The organism is Labrys wisconsinensis, from assembly GCF_030814995.1.
GTDB lineage: Bacteria > Pseudomonadota > Alphaproteobacteria > Rhizobiales > Labraceae > Labrys > Labrys wisconsinensis.
Window position 1 is genome coordinate 79355 of sequence record NZ_JAUSVX010000019.1, and the last position, 16442, is coordinate 95796.

General features: G+C 68.3%; 11 protein-coding genes and 2 riboswitches. Of the genes, 9 read left to right on the forward strand and 2 right to left on the reverse strand.

Translation table 11 applies throughout. From position 1 onward, the window contains the following. Window positions 1–4 precede the first annotated feature (4 nt). The 3 genes from QO011_RS34805 (at window position 5) to QO011_RS34815 (ending at window position 5242) form a co-directional block, all read left to right on the forward strand. Window positions 5–724: a TetR/AcrR family transcriptional regulator gene (locus QO011_RS34805; RefSeq protein WP_307282762.1), complete on the forward strand. Its 720-nt coding sequence runs from the start codon at window positions 5–7 to the stop codon at window positions 722–724. 177 nt (window positions 725–901) lie between these two features. After that, window positions 902–1105, forward strand: a riboswitch (cobalamin riboswitch). A gap of 97 nt (window positions 1106–1202) precedes the next feature. Then, entirely contained in the window at window positions 1203–4094 is a 2892-nt protein-coding gene (locus QO011_RS34810) for a ribonucleoside-diphosphate reductase subunit alpha (RefSeq protein WP_307282763.1), read from the forward strand. A gap of 20 nt (window positions 4095–4114) precedes the next feature. Then, a complete protein-coding gene (locus QO011_RS34815) occupies window positions 4115–5242 on the forward strand; it encodes a ribonucleotide-diphosphate reductase subunit beta (RefSeq protein ID WP_307282765.1) in 1128 nt (375 codons plus the stop codon). 102 nt (window positions 5243–5344) lie between these two features. Here QO011_RS34815 and metE read toward each other — a convergent pair whose 3' ends face one another. Beyond that, a complete protein-coding gene (metE, locus tag QO011_RS34820) occupies window positions 5345–7672 on the reverse strand; it encodes a 5-methyltetrahydropteroyltriglutamate--homocysteine S-methyltransferase (protein WP_307282975.1) in 2328 nt (775 codons plus the stop codon). A 120-nt stretch (window positions 7673–7792) separates the two neighbouring features. Further along, window positions 7793–7995: riboswitch (cobalamin riboswitch) on the reverse strand. A 372-nt stretch (window positions 7996–8367) separates the two neighbouring features. On the opposite strand from metE, the gene QO011_RS34825 reads away from it, so the two are divergent. The 5 genes from QO011_RS34825 (at window position 8368) to QO011_RS34845 (ending at window position 13066) form a co-directional block, all read left to right on the forward strand. Beyond that, complete coding sequence (locus QO011_RS34825; protein WP_307282768.1) at window positions 8368–9333, forward strand: ABC transporter substrate-binding protein; 966 nt, start codon at window positions 8368–8370, stop codon at window positions 9331–9333. Window positions 9334–9383: 50 nt separating this feature from the next. Then, window positions 9384–10358: a FecCD family ABC transporter permease gene (locus QO011_RS34830; protein WP_307282772.1), complete on the forward strand. Its 975-nt coding sequence runs from the start codon at window positions 9384–9386 to the stop codon at window positions 10356–10358. Next, the gene (locus QO011_RS34835; RefSeq protein WP_307282776.1) at window positions 10358–11383 is read left to right on the forward strand and encodes a FecCD family ABC transporter permease; all 1026 of its coding nucleotides are present in this window, start codon (window positions 10358–10360) and stop codon (window positions 11381–11383) included. Before QO011_RS34830 ends, QO011_RS34835 begins: the two co-directional genes overlap by 1 nt. 7 nt (window positions 11384–11390) lie before the next feature. After that, entirely contained in the window at window positions 11391–12188 is a 798-nt protein-coding gene (locus QO011_RS34840) for an ABC transporter ATP-binding protein (RefSeq protein WP_307282779.1), read from the forward strand. 77 nt (window positions 12189–12265) lie between these two features. Continuing rightward, window positions 12266–13066, forward strand: coding sequence for a class I SAM-dependent methyltransferase (locus QO011_RS34845; protein ID WP_307282781.1), 801 nt, complete (start codon window positions 12266–12268; stop codon window positions 13064–13066). 14 nt (window positions 13067–13080) lie between these two features. Here QO011_RS34845 and QO011_RS34850 read toward each other — a convergent pair whose 3' ends face one another. Continuing rightward, a complete protein-coding gene (locus QO011_RS34850) occupies window positions 13081–14490 on the reverse strand; it encodes a short-chain fatty acyl-CoA regulator family protein (protein WP_307282784.1) in 1410 nt (469 codons plus the stop codon). Between the two features lie 348 nt (window positions 14491–14838). Here QO011_RS34850 and QO011_RS34855 point away from each other — a divergent pair, with 348 nt between their 5' ends. Continuing rightward, window positions 14839–16356, forward strand: a complete 1518-nt coding sequence (locus tag QO011_RS34855) for an MmgE/PrpD family protein (protein ID WP_307282788.1) — start codon at window positions 14839–14841, stop codon at window positions 16354–16356. The last annotated feature ends 86 nt before the right edge of the window (window positions 16357–16442 follow it).

Genomic DNA, 16442 nt, shown 5'->3' on the forward strand with positions numbered 1-16442 from the left:
ACCCGTGCCTCCTGCCGCGGCTGCGCCGGGATCCGGTTCCGGTGGGCGCGACGACGATGTGCCCGCCGTCGCGCGAAAAGCGAACAACCACCCCGCCGGACCGGTTCGGCGCGGTCCTTCTGCGTGTGAGGCGGTGATGCCGACTCTGCCCCAGAGAAAGCGCGACCAGCGGCACATGCACCTGCTGCATGCCGCCCGGCGCTGCTTCGAGGCGCAAGGCTACCACCCGACCACGATGGAGGACATCATCCGCGCCTCCGGCTTCTCGGCGGGCGCGGTCTATCGCTATTTCAAGAGCAAGGACGACCTCATCCTTGCCGCCGCCGAGGCTTCCATGGCGGAGCTTGCCGAGGCGTTCGCGCCTCTGCTTCGACGCGAGCCCATTCCGGCCCCGAAGGACTTCGTCCGGCTGCTCACGCATGCGATCGACACGGTCTCGCGCAGGGGCGACGTCGATCTGAGACGGATGGCCCTGCTGGGATGGGCGGAAGCCCAGCGCAACGAGCAGATCCGCGCGAAGCTGCGCGCGCATCACGATCGCCTCCTGCTCGACCTCGCACGCGTGGCGGAGCGGTGGGAGGAGAGCGGCGCGGCGGTCCGATCGGACAGGACCGCCGTGGCCAGGACATTGCTCGCGCTGGTTCTCGGCCTTGTCGTCCAGGGCGCTCTCGTCGAAGCAGGCCATGTCGAGGCGTTCGACGAGACCGTCCATCTCTTCCTTTGAAATGTCCCCTCGCGTCCGATCGCCGTGGATGCCGGCGGGAGGGCACGGCATGGACCTGCTCCGCCGGATCCGGCGACGACGGCCCGGAGCCCCTCACGCCGATGCGGAGCCCGAGCCGCCCTGCAGAACGGCGAGGAAAGCCCCAACCAGATATTGACACGAATCATCGATAGGCTACTAGATGCAGGCGTCACGGTTCTTCCGGGGTCGCCCTTTGGCCCCGGAGGCTAAGAGGGAAGCCGGTGTGATGCCGGCGCTGCCCCCGCAACTGTAAGCAGTGAGCCCGCGTCGAACATCGCCACTGGTGCCTCCCGGCACCGGGAAGGCCGACGGGGGTGACGACCTGCGAGCCAGGAGACCTGCCGCGACGGACTGAACGTCAACGGGCGGGGTGTCCCGGTGGTGCGTCTCGTCGATCGGCATTCCGCCGTCGGCCCGCGCCTCCATGTCTCTCCCCGTCGGACCGCATGGGGACAAGATGCCGGCGACCGCGCTTCATACCACTGGGACTCATCAGGCTCCGATCCTCGTCGAGCGCGAGGAGCGCGCAACGGCCGAGCCCGGCTATCGCGTGATTCGCCGCAACGGGACGGTGACGCCGTTCGATGCGGGCAAGATCACGGTCGCGCTGACCAAGGCGTTCCTGGCGGTCGAAGGCGCCGGGGCGGCCGGCTCGCCCCGCGTGCACGACGTCGTTCAGGACCTGACGGACCAGGTCGTCGCGAACCTGACGCGCCGCGTCGGCGAAGCGCGCACGTTCCATATCGAGGACGTGCAGGATCAGGTCGAGCTGGCGCTCATGCGCGGCGAGCATCACAAGGTGGCGCGCGCCTATGTGCTCTATCGGGAGGAGCGGGCCCGCCGGCGGGCGGCTGCGAAAGCTGCGGATGCACGCCCGGCGGTCCCGGCGCTCCGCGTCAAGGCCGAGGACGGCAGCCTCGCGCCACTCGACGAGATCCGCTTCGCCACCATCGTCGAGGAAGCCTGCGCAGGGCTGGACGATGTCGCGGCGGCGCCGGTCATCGGCGAGGCCCGGCGCAATCTCTACGACGGCATCACGCTGGACGAATTGTCGCTGGCGCCGATCCTGGCGGCCCGCACCCTCGTCGAGCAGGAGCCCAACTATGCCTTCGTCTCGGCGCGCCTGCTGCTCGACAGGCTGCGGCGGGAGGCGCTGTCCTTCGTGTCCGGCGCGCCGGAACAGGCGACGCACGCTGAGATGAGCACGCGCTACGCCTCGTATTTTCCGGCCTTCGTGCGCACCGGCATCGAGGCCGAGCTGATCGATCCGGAGCTCGGTCGCTTCGACCTCGCCAGGCTGGGCGCCGCCCTGAAGCCCGAACGCGACCTGCAATTCCAGTTCCTCGGGCTGCAGACGCTCTACGATCGCTACTTCCTGCACGCCAGGGGCAAGCGCTTCGAGCTGCCGCAGGCCTTCTTCATGCGCGTCGCCATGGGCCTCGCCGTGCGCGAGATCGACCGCGAGGAGCGGGCGATCGCATTCTACCACCTCCTGTCGTCCTTCGACTTCATGGCGTCGACGCCGACGCTGTTCAACGCGGGCACGCTGCGCCCGCAACTGTCCTCCTGCTTCCTCACCACGGTCGCCGACGACCTCGACGCCATCTTCAAGGGCATCAAGGATAATGCTTTGCTGGCAAAGTATTCCGGCGGCCTCGGCAATGACTGGACCCCGGTCCGCGGCCTCGGCGCGCATATCAAGGGCACCAACGGCGAGAGCCAGGGCATCGTGCCGTTCCTGAAGGTCGCCAACGACACCGCCATCGCGGTCAACCAGGGCGGCAAGCGCAAGGGGGCGGTCTGCGCCTATCTGGAGACCTGGCACGTCGATATCGAGGAGTTCCTCGACCTCAGGAAGAACACCGGCGACGACCGTCGCCGCACCCACGACATGAACACCGCCAACTGGGTGCCGGACCTGTTCCTGGAGCGCGTCGAGGCGGACGGCGAATGGACGCTGTTCTCGCCGGACGAGGTGCCCGACCTGCACGAGCTCACGGGAAGCGCGTTCCGCAAGGCCTACGAAGCCCATGAGGCCCGGGCGGCGGCCGGCGGCATCAAGGTCCATCGCAAGGTCCGGGCGCTCGATCTCTGGCGGCGCATGCTGACCATGCTGTTCGAGACCGGGCACCCCTGGATCACCTTCAAGGATCCCTGCAACATCCGCTCGCCGCAGCAGCATATCGGCGTGGTGCGTTCCTCGAACCTGTGCACCGAGATCACCTTGAACACCTCGAAGGACGAGGTCGCCGTCTGCAATCTCGGCTCGGTCAATCTCGCCAACCACGTGACGGAGGCGGGCCTCGACCTCGGCCGGCTGGCCGCGACGGTCGGCACGGCGATGCGCATGCTCGACAACGTCATCGACATCAATTTCTACACGATCCCCGAAGCGCGGCGCTCCAACCTGCGGCACCGGCCGGTCGGCCTCGGCGTGATGGGCTTCCAGGACGCGCTGCAGACGCTGCGCATCCCCTATGCGTCGGATGCGGCGGTGTCGTTCGCCGACGAGAGCATGGAGGCGGTGAGCTACCATGCGATATCGGCCTCGGCCGACCTGGCGGCCGAGCGCGGGCGCTACCCGAGCTTCGAAGGCTCGCTGTGGTCGAAGGGCATCCTGCCGATCGATTCCATCCGTCTGCTGCAGGACGAGCGGCCGGGCGTCGACATGGATCGATCGTCCCGGCTCGACTGGGCGGCGCTGCGCGAGCGGGTCAGGACGACCGGCATGCGCAACTCGAACACGATGGCGATCGCGCCGACCGCGACGATCTCCAACATCTGCGGCGTGGCGCAGTCGATCGAGCCCGCCTACCAGAACCTGTTCGTCAAATCGAACATGTCGGGCGACTTCACCGTGCTGAACCCCCAGCTCGTCCACGATCTCAAGGCCCGCGGCCTGTGGGACGAGGTGATGGTGTCCGATCTCAAATATTTCGACGGGTCCGTCGGCCAGATCGACCGGGTGCCGCACGACCTCAAGGCACTGTATGCGACGGCCTTCGAGATCGAGTCCGCCTGGCTGATCGAGGCCGCGTCCCGGCGCCAGAAATGGATCGACCAGGCCCAGTCGCTGAACCTCTACATCGCCAATACCAGCGGCAGGAAGCTCGACGAGCTCTACAGGCTCGCCTGGCGCAAGGGGCTCAAGACGACCTACTATCTGAGGTCCCGGTCGGCCACCCATGTGGAGAAGTCGACCCTGAAGGGCACGGACGGCAAGCTCAACGCCGTGCTGGCCACCCTCGCCGCCGCGCCTGCCGCGGCCGAGGCGATCGCCGCGCAGGCCGACGGCCCGTGGGGCAAGGCCTGCGCCATCGACGATCCCGATTGCGAAGCCTGCCAGTGAGCGGAGACGGGAAGACAGACATGCTCGACTGGTCCGAACCCAAGGCCGATCCGGCGGCCGCAACGACGGCCCCGCTTCTCTCCCCGACGGCGGCCGATGCCACCGGCCTCGGCGAGATCGACCGCGGCGGCGGACGGGTGCAGGTGGACGACAAGCGGATGATCAACGCCCGCGCCGACGTCAACCAGCTCCTGCCGCTCAAATATCGCTGGGCCTGGGAGAAATATCTCGCCGGCTGCAACAATCACTGGATGCCGACCGAGGTCTCCATGCAGGCCGACATCGCGCTGTGGAAGTCGCGCGAGGGTCTCACCGAGGACGAGCGGCGCATGATCAAGCGCAATCTCGGCTTCTTCGCCGCCTCCGAGAGCCTCGTCGCCAACAACATCGTGCTGGCGATCTACCGCCACCTCACCAACCCCGAATGCCGGCAATACCTCCTGCGGCAGGCCTTCGAGGAGGCGGTGCACACCCATACCTTCCAGTACATCGTCGAGAGCCTCGGCCTCGACGAGGGCGAATTGTTCAACATGTACCGCGAGGTGCCCTCGATCACCGACAAGGCGGCCTGGGCGCTGAAGCACACGCGCAATCTCGACGACGCCGATTTCAGGACCGGCACGCCCGCGGCCGACCGGGATTTCCTGCGCGACCTCGTCGCCTTCTACGTCGTGTTCGAGGGCATGTGGTTCTACACCGGCTTCGCGCAGATCCTGTCGCTCGGCCGGCGCAACAAGATGGTCGGCATCGCCGAGCAGTACCAGTACATCCTGCGTGACGAGAGCCTGCATCTCAACTTCGGCATCGACGTGATCAACCAGATCAGAAACGAGAACCCGGGCCTGTGGACCAGGGCGTTCCAGGATGAGGTCAGGGCGATGATCGCCGAGGCGGCGCAGCTCGAGGCCGCCTATGGGCGGGACACGATGCCGCGCGGCTTCCTCGGGCTGAACGCGGCGCTGTGCGAGCAATACATGCATTTCATCGCCAACCGCCGCTGCGCCCAGCTCGGGCTCGCGCCCGTCTTCGCCGAGGCGGAGAATCCGTTCCCGTGGATGAGCGAGGCGATGGACCTGAAGAAGGAGAAGAACTTCTTCGAGACCCGCGTCATCGAATACCAGAACGGCGGATCGCTGGCATGGGACTGACGCCCGCCCCGCGAACCGGGTGCCATTCGCCCGCCGGCCGGCCGAAATCTGCCTCGTCTCGCAGCGAGGCCGCCGGCCGACGCCAGCGGCCTCGACGCGCTCTCAGGCGGCTCGCGCCCGCAGCCGGAGCTCTCGGGCAGCGGCGACCATGTTCACCAGCGCGGGACGGACTTCCTCCCACTTCCGGGTCTTAAGGCCACAGTCGGGATTGACCCAGAGCTGGTCGCCGCCGATCCGCTCGCTGGCCAGCAGCAGCAGCTCCGCCATCTCGCCGACCTCCGGCACCCGCGGCGAGTGGATGTCGTAGACGCCCGGGCCGATCTCGTTGGGATATTTGAAGCTCCTGAAGGCGTCGAGCAGCTCCATGCGCGAGCGCGAGGTCTCGATCGAGATGACGTCGGCGTCCATGGCCGCGATCGCGTCGATGATCTGGTTGAACTCCGAGTAGCACATGTGCGTGTGGATCTGCGTCTCGTCGGCGACGCCGCTGGAGCAGATGCGGAAGCACTCCACCGCCCAGTCGAGATAGGTCTTCCAGTCCGCCCTGCGCAGCGGCAGCCCCTCGCGCAGGGCAGCCTCGTCGATCTGGATCATCCCCGCCCCGGCCTTTTCCAGGTCGGTCACCTCGTCGCGGATGGCGAGGGCGATCTGGCGGCAGACCTCGCCGCGCGGGAGGTCGTCGCGCACGAAGGACCAGTTGAGGATGGTGACGGGGCCCGTCAGCATGCCCTTCACCGGCCTGGTCGTCACCGACTGGGCGTAGTGCCACCAGGCGACGGTCATCGGATTGGGGCGCGAGACGTCGCCGAAGATGATCGGCGGGCGCACATAGCGCGAGCCGTAGCTCTGCACCCAGGCATGCTGCGTGAAGGCGAAGCCCGCGAGCTGCTCGCCGAAATACTGCACCATGTCGTTGCGCTCGAACTCGCCGTGGACCAGCACGTCGAGGCCGATCTCCTCCTGCCAGCGGATCGTGGCCGCCGTCTCCTGCTTCAGGAAGGCGTCGTAGTCCGCGTAGCTGAGCTCGCCCCTGGCATGGCGCGAGCGCGCCTTGCGCACCTCGGCCGTCTGCGGGAAGGAGCCGATGGTGGTGGTCGGGAAGGCGGGCAGGCGCAGCTTCGCGGCCTGGAGCTTGCGCCTTCCGGCGAACGGGCTCTGCCGTGTCTTCATGCCGGCGTCGATCCCGGCCATCCGCCCCTGGACGAGCGGGTCATGGACGCGGAGCGAAGCGGCGCGGGACGCCAGCGCCTTCGCCGAGGCATCGAGCTTCGCCCGCGCGGCTTGCCGGCCGCCGGCCAGCGCCGCGGCGATCGTGGTGAGCTCGTCCATCTTCTGGACGGAGAAGGCGAGCCAGGACCTGAGGTCGGGCTCCAGCGCGGTTTCCAGCTCGACGTCGATCGGCACGTGGAGCAGCGAGCAGGACGCCGCGATCTCGATCCCGGCCGCGCCGCGCCGGGCCATGACGGGCTCGACCCGATCGAGAATGGCGTCGAGGTTGGACCGCCAGATGTTGCGCCCGTCGACCACGCCGAGCGACAGGACGAGGTCCGGCCGTGCCCCGTCGAGGATCGCCGCAAGCTCTCCGGGCGCGCGCACCAGATCGACGTGCAGCCCCTGGACCGGCAGGGCCAGCGCCGTGCCGAGATTGGCGCCGAGCCCGTCGAAATAGGCATTGAGCAGGATGTTCAGGCCGGGGGCGGCCGCAGCGAGGCGGCCATACGCGACCCTGAACGCCTCCCGTTCCTCCGGGGCCAGGTCGAGCGCCAGCACCGGCTCGTCGATCTGCACCCAGTCGGCGCCGGCAGCCGCCAGCCTGCCCAGGATGTCCTCATAGACCGGCAGCAGCTTTGCCAGCAACGTCACCGGATCGAAGCCGGGCTCGGATGATTTGCCCAGCTTGAGGAAGGTGAGCGGGCCGACGAGCACCGGCCGTGTGTGGACGCCCAGGGCCTTGGCCTCGAGAAACTCCTCCACCGGCTTGGTGGAGGTGAGGGAGAAGGCCTGCCCGGCCGAAAGCTCCGGCACCATATAGTGATAGTTGGTGTCGAACCACTTGGTCATCTCCAGCGCGGTGACGCCGTGATGCTCGTGGCCGTGATGGGTGTGGCCGCAATCGGCCGCCACGTCGCCCTGGCTGCCGCGCGCCATGGCGAAATAGATGTCGAGCGGCACGGCGCCGCCGCTCCAGCCATAGCGCGGCGGGATGGCGCCGACCATGACCGCGGTGTCGAGCACCTGGTCGTAGAACGAGAAGTCGTTGGACGGGATCGCCGTGATGCCGCGATCGCGCTGCTCGATCCAGTTGGCCGCCCGCAGCGCCCTGGCCGTGTCGAGCAGCTCCGCGGCCGGGCTCTTTCCCGACCAATAGGATTCGAGGGCGAATTTCAGCTCGCGACGGCGGCCGATCCTCGACACGCCGAGCGTGGCGATGGAGATTTCCGAAGGCATATGACACCCCGATATGACTGCGACGGGGCTTTTTGCGGACGCGAAGCGAGCCGCGTCCCGGAGGAGGCGACCTGCCGGCGACCCACCAGGACACCCCGCCTGTGGACGTTATCTGTCACGGCAGGTCTCCTGGCTCGCGGGTCGTCGCCTCCGTTCGTCTTCCCAAGGCTCGTCGCCTCAGTGACATCCGTGAACGTCGGCTCGCCGCTTACAGTTGCGGGGGCAGCGCCGGCATCGCACCGGCTTCCCTCTTAGCCCCTGGCAACCGCGAACGGCCCAGGGGAACCATGACGGCTGCCATCATCACCAGGGCATCGTCGCTGTCAAGCGTCATATAAAGAAATATTTATGTCTTTCTATGTCAGATCCGGAACGACGGCGGGCCGGCTTCGGACGCGCGGCGCCGGAGGGGCCGCCTCGCCGATGGCCGGCCATCAACCGGCTTCGCGAAGGACCAAGCTGCAAGATCAGAACCGGCCGCCTCAATTGTGACCAGGCATCATCGACCAAGCATCGAAGTTCTTCTGGATTAGAATAAGTTTAAAAAGCACAACTTGGAGCCTTTTGACCAGTATTCACTTGGATTCAAGGGACTTGACGGCACAGATCATGATTGAAGCTGCCATGGTTTGGCGATAGAGCGTTGCCCGACACATCAGACCGAAGGGCTTCAGACCATGAGGCGCGCTTTCAGATTGTTCTCCCTCGCTGGTCTATTCGCCACCGTCGTCGGGAGCACGGCTCTTGCTCAGGATGCCGGCAGGCAATCCGTCGTCGACGACCGCGGCATCGCCGTCGAGGTTCCCGCCCATCCGCAGCGGATCGCCGCGATCTCCTATCTGGCGACCGATGTGGCGTTCGCTCTCGGCATCAAGCCCGTCGCGACGACCTACATGATGGCCGGGCGCGATCCGGACTTTCTGCTCGGGCTGACCAAGGACATCAAGCAGATCGGACAGCGCGCCAAACCCAATCTCGAGCTCCTGTCGGACGCCAAGCCCGACCTCATCGTCGCGATCCGGCGCTATACCGTCGGCAATGCCGAGCAGCTCCAGAAAATCGCGCCCTATCTCGCCTACAACATGGAGCTCCTGAGCGAGAGCTACGAGGAAGTGGCGGAGCTTGCGAAGATCCTCGGCAAGCCGGAGCGCGGCGAGCAGCTCAACGCGGACTTCAAGCAGCATCTGAGGGACTTCAGCGCCAAAGCGCCGAAGGACGTGCATCCGCGCTTCGTCATCATGTGGGGCGGCGACACGCCGTTCGCCTTCCACACCGAGAACACCGCGGCATCGATCGTCGCGGCCCTCGGCGGCGACAACATCGCCGGCCCCATGCCGCAGGGCGGTCGGTTCGGCATCGATCTCAGCCTTGAGACCCTGCTGGAGAAGGACCCGCAGGTCATCTTCGTGATGGACGGCGGCCCGGACCGCCCGCACGAGAACAACCCGATCTGGCAGCAGCTCTCCGCGGTGAGGGACGGCCGCGTGCACTATGTCGGCGACCAATGGGCGGAGACCAACGGCCCGATCGCGCGCGAGATCGTGCTGCGCGAGGCGGCCCATTATCTCTATCCCGACACCTTCCCGGCCGTCGACGTCCGGGCCGAGGCGGCCAGGCTCGTTCCGGCAGACCTGCGGAAGTGAGGGCGGTCCGGTCGGCAGCGCCGCGAGGCAGCGCCGCACGATCCCTGACGATGACGATGGGCGTCGTCATCGCCGCCGTCTTCGTCATCGCCGGCGGCCTGCTCGTCGGGGCAAGGCCTCTTGCGCCGCAAGCGCTCGTGTCAGCCTTGCTGTGGCCCGACGGGAAGATCGACTCGATCCTGGTGTGGACGCTGCGGCTGCCGCGCAGCCTGGCCGCCTTCATCGGCGGCGCCGGCCTCGGCGTCTCCGGATATCTGCTGCAGACCCTGACCCGCAACCCTCTCGCCGGACCGGGGCTGACCGGCGTGATGTCCGGCGCCGTCGCGCCGATCGTCTTCTGCTTCGTGTTCCTGCCCTGGCTCTCCTCGGTCTTCTACCCGCTCGTCGGCATGGCGGGCGGGCTGGGCGCGGCGCTGGCGACCTTCTGGATCGCGCGCGGGGCACGGGGACGCCCGCTGCATCTGGCCCTCGGGGGCATCGGCGTCTCGCTCTTCCTCGGGGCGATCACCACCTACCTCCTCATCCTCAGCGGGCAACTGGCGCCGTCGCTGCTGTTCTGGCTGGCCGGCGGGTTCCAGGGCCGTACATGGACCCAGCTCGCCTCTATGGCTCCCTGGGTCATCCTCGCCACCGCCGGCGCCCTGGCGTCGCATCGCGCCCTCGGCCTGCTCGCGCTCAGCGAGGAGGCGGCGGCCGGCATGGGCTTGCAGCTCGCCGTCTGGAAGCCGTTTCTGCTGCTGCTCGCCATCCTCCCGGTCGCCGGCATCGTGCCCGTCGCAGGGCCCGTGGCCTTCGTCGGCCTGGCAACGCCGCATATCGCGCGGCTTCTCAATCCCCACAGCCCCGGATGGACCGTCGCGCTGACCGCCTCTCTCGGCGGACTGATGGTTGCCGCCGCCGACATCGTGGCGCGGTCGATCGCCCTCCCCAGAGAGCTTCCCGTCGGGATCATCACCGCCCTGATCGGCGGCCCGGTCTTCATATACCTCGCGCAGCGCCGCAGCTTCGCGCTCGGGGGCCCCTGATGGACGCCCTGGTGAACAGGGGGAAATCCACCCCCGCCTGGCTCGTGCCGGCCTCGGCCGCCCTGGCGTTGCTGTCGATCGTCCTGGCCGTCTTCATCGGCGTCGTCGACATCGCGCCCGCCGACGTCGTTGCCGCCCTCGAAGGCCACGGCTCCGGCGAGGCCCGGTCGATCATCATGGATATCCGGCTGCCCCGCATCGTGACGGGCATGCTGGCCGGCATCCACTTTGCCGTGGCCGGCCTCATGCTGCGGACGATCACCCGCAATCCGCTGGCGGACCCGTCGATCATGGGCGTCTCCCAGGGCGCCACGCTCGCGGTGGCGGTCTTCCTGCTGTTCTCGGTCTACATCCACGATCCCGGCTCGAACACGCTGGCCGAGCTGCCGCTCGCATGGATGCCGGCCGTCGGCACGCTGGGCGGCCTGATCGCCGGCGGCATCATCTATGCGCTGGCGTTCCGCCGGGATCTCGGACCGCTTCGCATCACCATCTGCGGCATCGCGGTCGGCGCGGTGCTGCATGCGGTGGCGATCGGACTGATCGCCGGATGGGGATCGGCCCGGATCGAAATCCTGCTCGAATGGCTGTCGGGCTCGCTCTATGCCCGCAGCTGGAAGCACGTGCTCTTCCTCTTGCCGTTCACCGTCGCCGGCCTGGCACTGCTGCGCCGGCCCCTCGACCTCCTGCGCTTCGAGGCGCCGGTCGCGCGCTCGTTCGGGCTTGCCTACCGGCGCCAGTTCTCGCTCGCGCTGGCCCTGTCCTGCTGCCTGGCGGCGAGCGCCGTCGGCGTGGCCGGGCCGATCGTCTTCGTCGGGCTGATCGTGCCCCATCTCGCCCGCTTCCTGGCGGGACGGCGCTTCGCGATGGTGCTGCCTCTCACGATCGCCCTCGGTGTCGTCGTCGTCACCCTCGGCGATCTCGTCGGCCGGCTGGTCGGACGGGCCGAAGAGATCCCGATCGGCGTCGTCACCGCGGTCTGCGGCGTCCCCGTGCTCGTCGCCCTTCTCCGCCGGACCCCGTGAGGACGCAATGGCGCTCTCCTGCTCCCGATTGTCGGTCGCCTACGGACGCCGCAAGGCCCTGAGCGACTTCGACCTGTCCCTCGGGCGGGGCGAGATCCGCGCGCTGATCGGGCCGAACGGCTCGGGCAAGAGCACCGCCCTGCAGGCGCTGGCGGGGCTGATCAGGCCGAGCGCAGGACATGCGGAGATCGACGGCAGGCCGATCGGGTCGATGCCGCGCCGTGAGATCGCCAGACGTCTGGCGTTTCTCCCCCAGCAACCCTCCGCGCCCGACGAGATGCGCGTCGGGCAACTGGTTCGGCAGGGACGGTTCGCGCATGTCGGACTGTTCCGCAGCTATGCCGCGCACGACGAGGACGCCATCCGCTGGGCGCTGGACAGCACCGGACTGACCGACTTCGCCGACAGGAGCCTGCGGGAGCTGTCCGGCGGCGAGCGCCAGCGCGCCTGGATCTCGGCCGCCCTTGCCCAGGAGGCGCAGATCCTGCTCCTGGACGAGCCGACCTCCTATCTCGATATCGGCTACCAGATCGAAGTCCTCGACCTGATCCATCGTCTCAGCCGGGAGAAGGGCGTCACGATCGTGCTGGCGATCCACGACATCAACCAGGCGATGTCGATCTGCGACCGCATCTCCCTCCTCGAGAAGGGCGACCTCATCTTCGACGGCGAGCCGAAGGCCCTGGCCGAAAGCGGCCTGATCGAGAAGGTGTTCCGCGTGAAGGGGCGGTTCGTGCAGATCGCACCCCATGCGCCGCCGCATTTCGACGTCGAGCTGGCGCGATGGACGTCGCATCCGGCTTGACCGCGCGAATTTGGAAGCTCGCGCCGCAGAGCTGTCGACAGCATGGGCGCAGACACTCCCCGCAGAAGGAACGACGAATGTCCAACGACGACGAGATCATGGCCCTGCTGGCGCGCTGGGACCGTCAGCAGGAGGGCTATATCAGGCAGCGCGAGGAGCGCTTCGAGGTCATGTTCCAGGTTCTGGACTCGGCCCTCGGCGATGCGTTCACCGTGATCGACGCCGCCTGCGGGCCGGGATCGCTGAGCCGGCGCCTTCTCGACCGCTTTCCCTCGGCCAGGGTGATCGCCGTCGATGCCGATGTCATGCTGCTGGACATGGCGAGGGTTGCGCTGGCCGGGGACGGCGACAGGGCGCGCGTGGTCGAGGCCGACCTTTCCGACGCCTCGTGGGGCGAACGCGCGCTCGAGGCTGCCGCGGCCCTCGGCGCCGCCCGCCCGGCGGCGCTCGTCTCCACCACCGCGTTGCACTGGCTCTCTCCCGGCGCTCTGGCCGAGTTCTACGGCGTGGCGGGCGAGCTGCTCGCGCCCGGCGGCATCGTCATGAACGGCGACCATATGCGCTTCGACAGCCGCTGGCCCACGCTCGCCAAGGTGGCGAAATCGACCCGGCAGCGGATCGAGCGCGAGGCCGTCGCGAAGGGCGAGGACGACTGGGACGCCTGGTGGGAGCGGGCCGAGAGGATTCCGCGCCTCGCCGGGCTCAAGGCGCGCCGCGATGCATTCTTCGCCGCCCGGCCGCCGAAGCGGCGCACGAGCGGCGACGACTGCTCCGTCGACTTTCACGTCGCCGCGCTGCGTCACGCCGGCTTTGCCGAGACGGGCACCGTCTGGCAGCAGCTCGACAATTACGTGGTGTTCGGGCGGCGGCCGGAATAGCGGCCGGCGCCCCCTCACGACGAGGAATAGGGCGCGAGCGAGCTCCGGTTCTCGTCGACCGCGAACAGCCTTGCCACCGACGGAAAGGCGCGCTGCGCGCACAGGGGGCGGTCGCAGATCTTGCATCCCATGCCGATGGGGGTCCGGGCATCGGCGTCGTCCAGCCGCAGCCCGGTCGAATAGACCAGCCTGCCGGCGTGCCTGAGATCGCAGCCGAGCCCGACCGCGAAGATCCTCGCCGGCGCGCCGTAGCCGCCCGTCGCGTGGCTGACCGTCCGGGCGACCCACAGATAGGTCCGGCCGTCCGGCATCTCGGCGAGCTGCGTCAGGATCCGGCCCGGCTGCGCAAAGGCCTCGTAGACGTTCCACAGGGGGCAGGTGCCGCCGCCGCGCGAGAAATGAAAATCCGTCGCCGACTGGCGCTTGGAAATATTGCCGGCGCGATCGACGCGGATGAAGAAGAAGGGGACGCCGCGCGCGCCAGGGCGCTGGAGGGTGCTGAGGCGGTGGCAGATCGTTTCAAAGCCCACGCCGAACCTCTGCCCGAGCAGGTCGATGTCGTAGCGCAGGTCTTCGGCGGCCTGAGCGAAGGCGGCATAGGGAAGGATCAAGGCGCCGGCAAAGTAGTTCGCGAGGCCGATCCGGGCGAGCGAGCGTGCCTCGCCGGTGCCGAAGGCGGTGCTGCCGATCTGCCGGTCGATGCGGTCGTGGAACTCCAGGAGCGCCAGCTGCGTGCCGAGCTGGAAGGCCTGCTGCCCCGGGCCGAGATCTCTCGGCAGGCGCAGGATCCTCGTCGCGGCGTCGAAGGAGCGCCGGAAGGTCGCCCTCGCCTGCGCATCCTCGCGCACCACGCGCACGCCGTGCCGGTCCCGCAGCCGATCCTCGATCGCGGCGGGGATCTCGTGCCCCAGCTCGGCGCGGACCTCCTCGGCCGCACGGTCCAGCGCGTCGATATAGTTATGCCGGGCGGAGAAGAAGTCCCGCACCTCCTCGAACGGCGCCACCAGCGGCTGCACCCCGGCGCGCCGGTCGTCCCCGAGGAGCGCGGCGAGCGCAGCCGCCTCCTCGAGCGAGCGCGTGAGCTTCCTGTGCAGCGCGACGATCGCGCGCCCGGCGGCGGGCATGGCGGTGGCGATCTCCTTCAGCTCCGCACCCGACAGCTCCTCGCCAGCGGCGGGATCGGCGAGGGCCTCGCGCACCTCTCCGACGAGGCGGGCTTCGTCCTCGTCGGAGAACAGCTGCACCTCGATGCCGAAGGCGGCGTTGAGCTTGAGGAGAACCGCCAGGGTCAGCGGGCGCTGGTTGTTCTCGATCTGGTTCAGATAGCTCAGGGAGATGCCGATCGCGTCGGCCAGCCCCTGCTGGGTGAGGCGGCGCTCTTCCCGCAGCCGCCTCAGCCGCACGCCCACGAACAGCTTCTTCAAGAAAGGCACCTCCCGTCACTTCGCAAACTTTGCAAATTCACGGAATTCGCTTCGCAACTTCCTGCATTTTCAACCGTTTACGCCCTCCATCATAAGCAGATATTGCAAATTGACCAGAGCGCCGGAGGCCCGCGCCTTGTGCATTTCCGTCAACGACGATGCCCGACACGCCCCAGTGATCTCGGAGATCGTCCGTCCCCGGCATGCCAGTCGCGACGGGGCTCCGGCGGCGCCGCGACGAGAGGCGCGCGCGGCCTCGGTCCGTAGCCGGTTCACGATGGTCGACGTCGACGCCGTGCCGAGGCGCATCCCCGCACCGCATCAAGCCAGGCCGAAGGAGCCCCAGCCGTGAAGTCGCATGCCGTTCGCGCCCACAGGTCCTCGGAGCATCTCACCCGCCAGGACCAGCTCGCCTGGAAGATCGCCTCCGTCGCCGCCGACGACGTCCCGCTCGAGCCGGACGTGGTCGAGATGATCGGCAACCGCATCATCGACAATGCGGCGGTCGCGGCCGCGTCGCTGGCACGTCGGCCGGTCGCGAGCGCCCGGGCGCAGGCACGGGCGCATGCCTTTCACCCCGGCGCGACCGTCTTCGGCCTTCCGCCGACGGAACGCGTCTCCCCCGAATGGGCGGCTTGGGCCAACGGTGTCGCCGTCCGGGAGCTCGACTTCCACGACACGTTCCTGGCGGCCGACTATTCGCACCCCGGCGACAATATCCCGCCGATCCTGGCCGTGGCGCAGCATTGCGGCCTGTCCGGCGCGGCGCTCGCCAGGGGGCTGGCGACGGGCTACGAGATCCAGGTCGATCTGGTGAAGGGCATCTGCCTGCACGAGCACAAGATCGACCACATCGCCCATCTCGGGCCGTCAGCCGCGGCCGGCATCGGCGCCGCGCTCGGCCTGCCCGTGGAGACGATCCATCAGGCCGTGCAGCAGGCGCTGCACGTGACCACGACCACGCGGCAGTCGCGCAAGGGCGAGATCTCCAGCTGGAAGGCCTATGCGCCGGCCTTCGCCGGCAAGATGGCCGTCGAGGCCGTGGACCGCGCCATGCGCGGCGAAGGCGCGCCCTCGCCGGCATGGGAGGGCGAGGACGGGTTCATCGCCTGGCTCCTGGGCGGTCCGCAGGCCGAATACGCCGTGCCGTTGCCGGAGAAGGGTGAGGCCAAGCGCGCGATCATGGACACCTACACCAAGGAGCACTCGGCCGAATACCAGAGCCAGGCCCTGATCGACCTCGCCCGCCGCATGGGACCGAGGATCGGCGATCTCTCCCGGGTGGAGAGCATCGTCATCCATACCAGCCATCACACCCATCACGTGATCGGCACCGGCGCCAACGACCCGCAGAAGATGGACCCGAGGGCGAGCCGCGAGACCCTCGACCATTCGATCATGTACATCTTCGCGGTCGCGCTCGAGGACGGCGGCTGGCACCACGAACGCTCCTATGCGCCCGAGCGCGCGAACCGGCCCGGGACCGTCGCGCTCTGGCGCAAGATCTCGACCCTCGAGGATCCGGCGTGGACGCGGCGCTATCACAGCCATGATCCCGGAGACAAGGCGTTCGGCGGCCGCGTCGTGGTGGCGCTGCAGGACGGAACCGTGATCGAGGACGAGATTGCCGTCGCCGACGCCCACCCGCTCGGGGCGCGGCCCTTCACCCGTCCGGACTACGTGAGGAAGTTCCGCACGCTGGCCGATGGCATCGTCGGACAAGACGAGCAGGACCGCTTCGTCGCCGCGGTCGAGCGCCTCCTGGACCTGAAGCCGGAAGACCTCGCCGGCCTGACCGTCACCGCCGATGCCGCCGGGCTCGGCGCCGCGGCGGCCTGCGGCATCTTCGACTGGAAGCGTGGGTAGAGCGCGATCGCTTCACGTTGAATCGATCACGCTCTCTATCTCTTTGTTTTCACGCATGGTCTTGGCGCGAACCGGGTGCCGGTTCA

Coding starts and splice junctions, on each gene's coding strand:
- QO011_RS34810 (WP_307282763.1), top strand. CDS start 1,203: ATGCCGGCGACCGCGCTTCATACCACTGGGACTCATCAGGCTCCGATC.
- QO011_RS34815 (WP_307282765.1), top strand. CDS start 4,115: ATGCTCGACTGGTCCGAACCCAAGGCCGATCCGGCGGCCGCAACGACG.
- QO011_RS34825 (WP_307282768.1), top strand. CDS start 8,368: ATGAGGCGCGCTTTCAGATTGTTCTCCCTCGCTGGTCTATTCGCCACC.
- QO011_RS34830 (WP_307282772.1), top strand. CDS start 9,384: ATGACGATGGGCGTCGTCATCGCCGCCGTCTTCGTCATCGCCGGCGGC.
- QO011_RS34835 (WP_307282776.1), top strand. CDS start 10,358: ATGGACGCCCTGGTGAACAGGGGGAAATCCACCCCCGCCTGGCTCGTG.
- QO011_RS34840 (WP_307282779.1), top strand. CDS start 11,391: ATGGCGCTCTCCTGCTCCCGATTGTCGGTCGCCTACGGACGCCGCAAG.
- QO011_RS34845 (WP_307282781.1), top strand. CDS start 12,266: ATGTCCAACGACGACGAGATCATGGCCCTGCTGGCGCGCTGGGACCGT.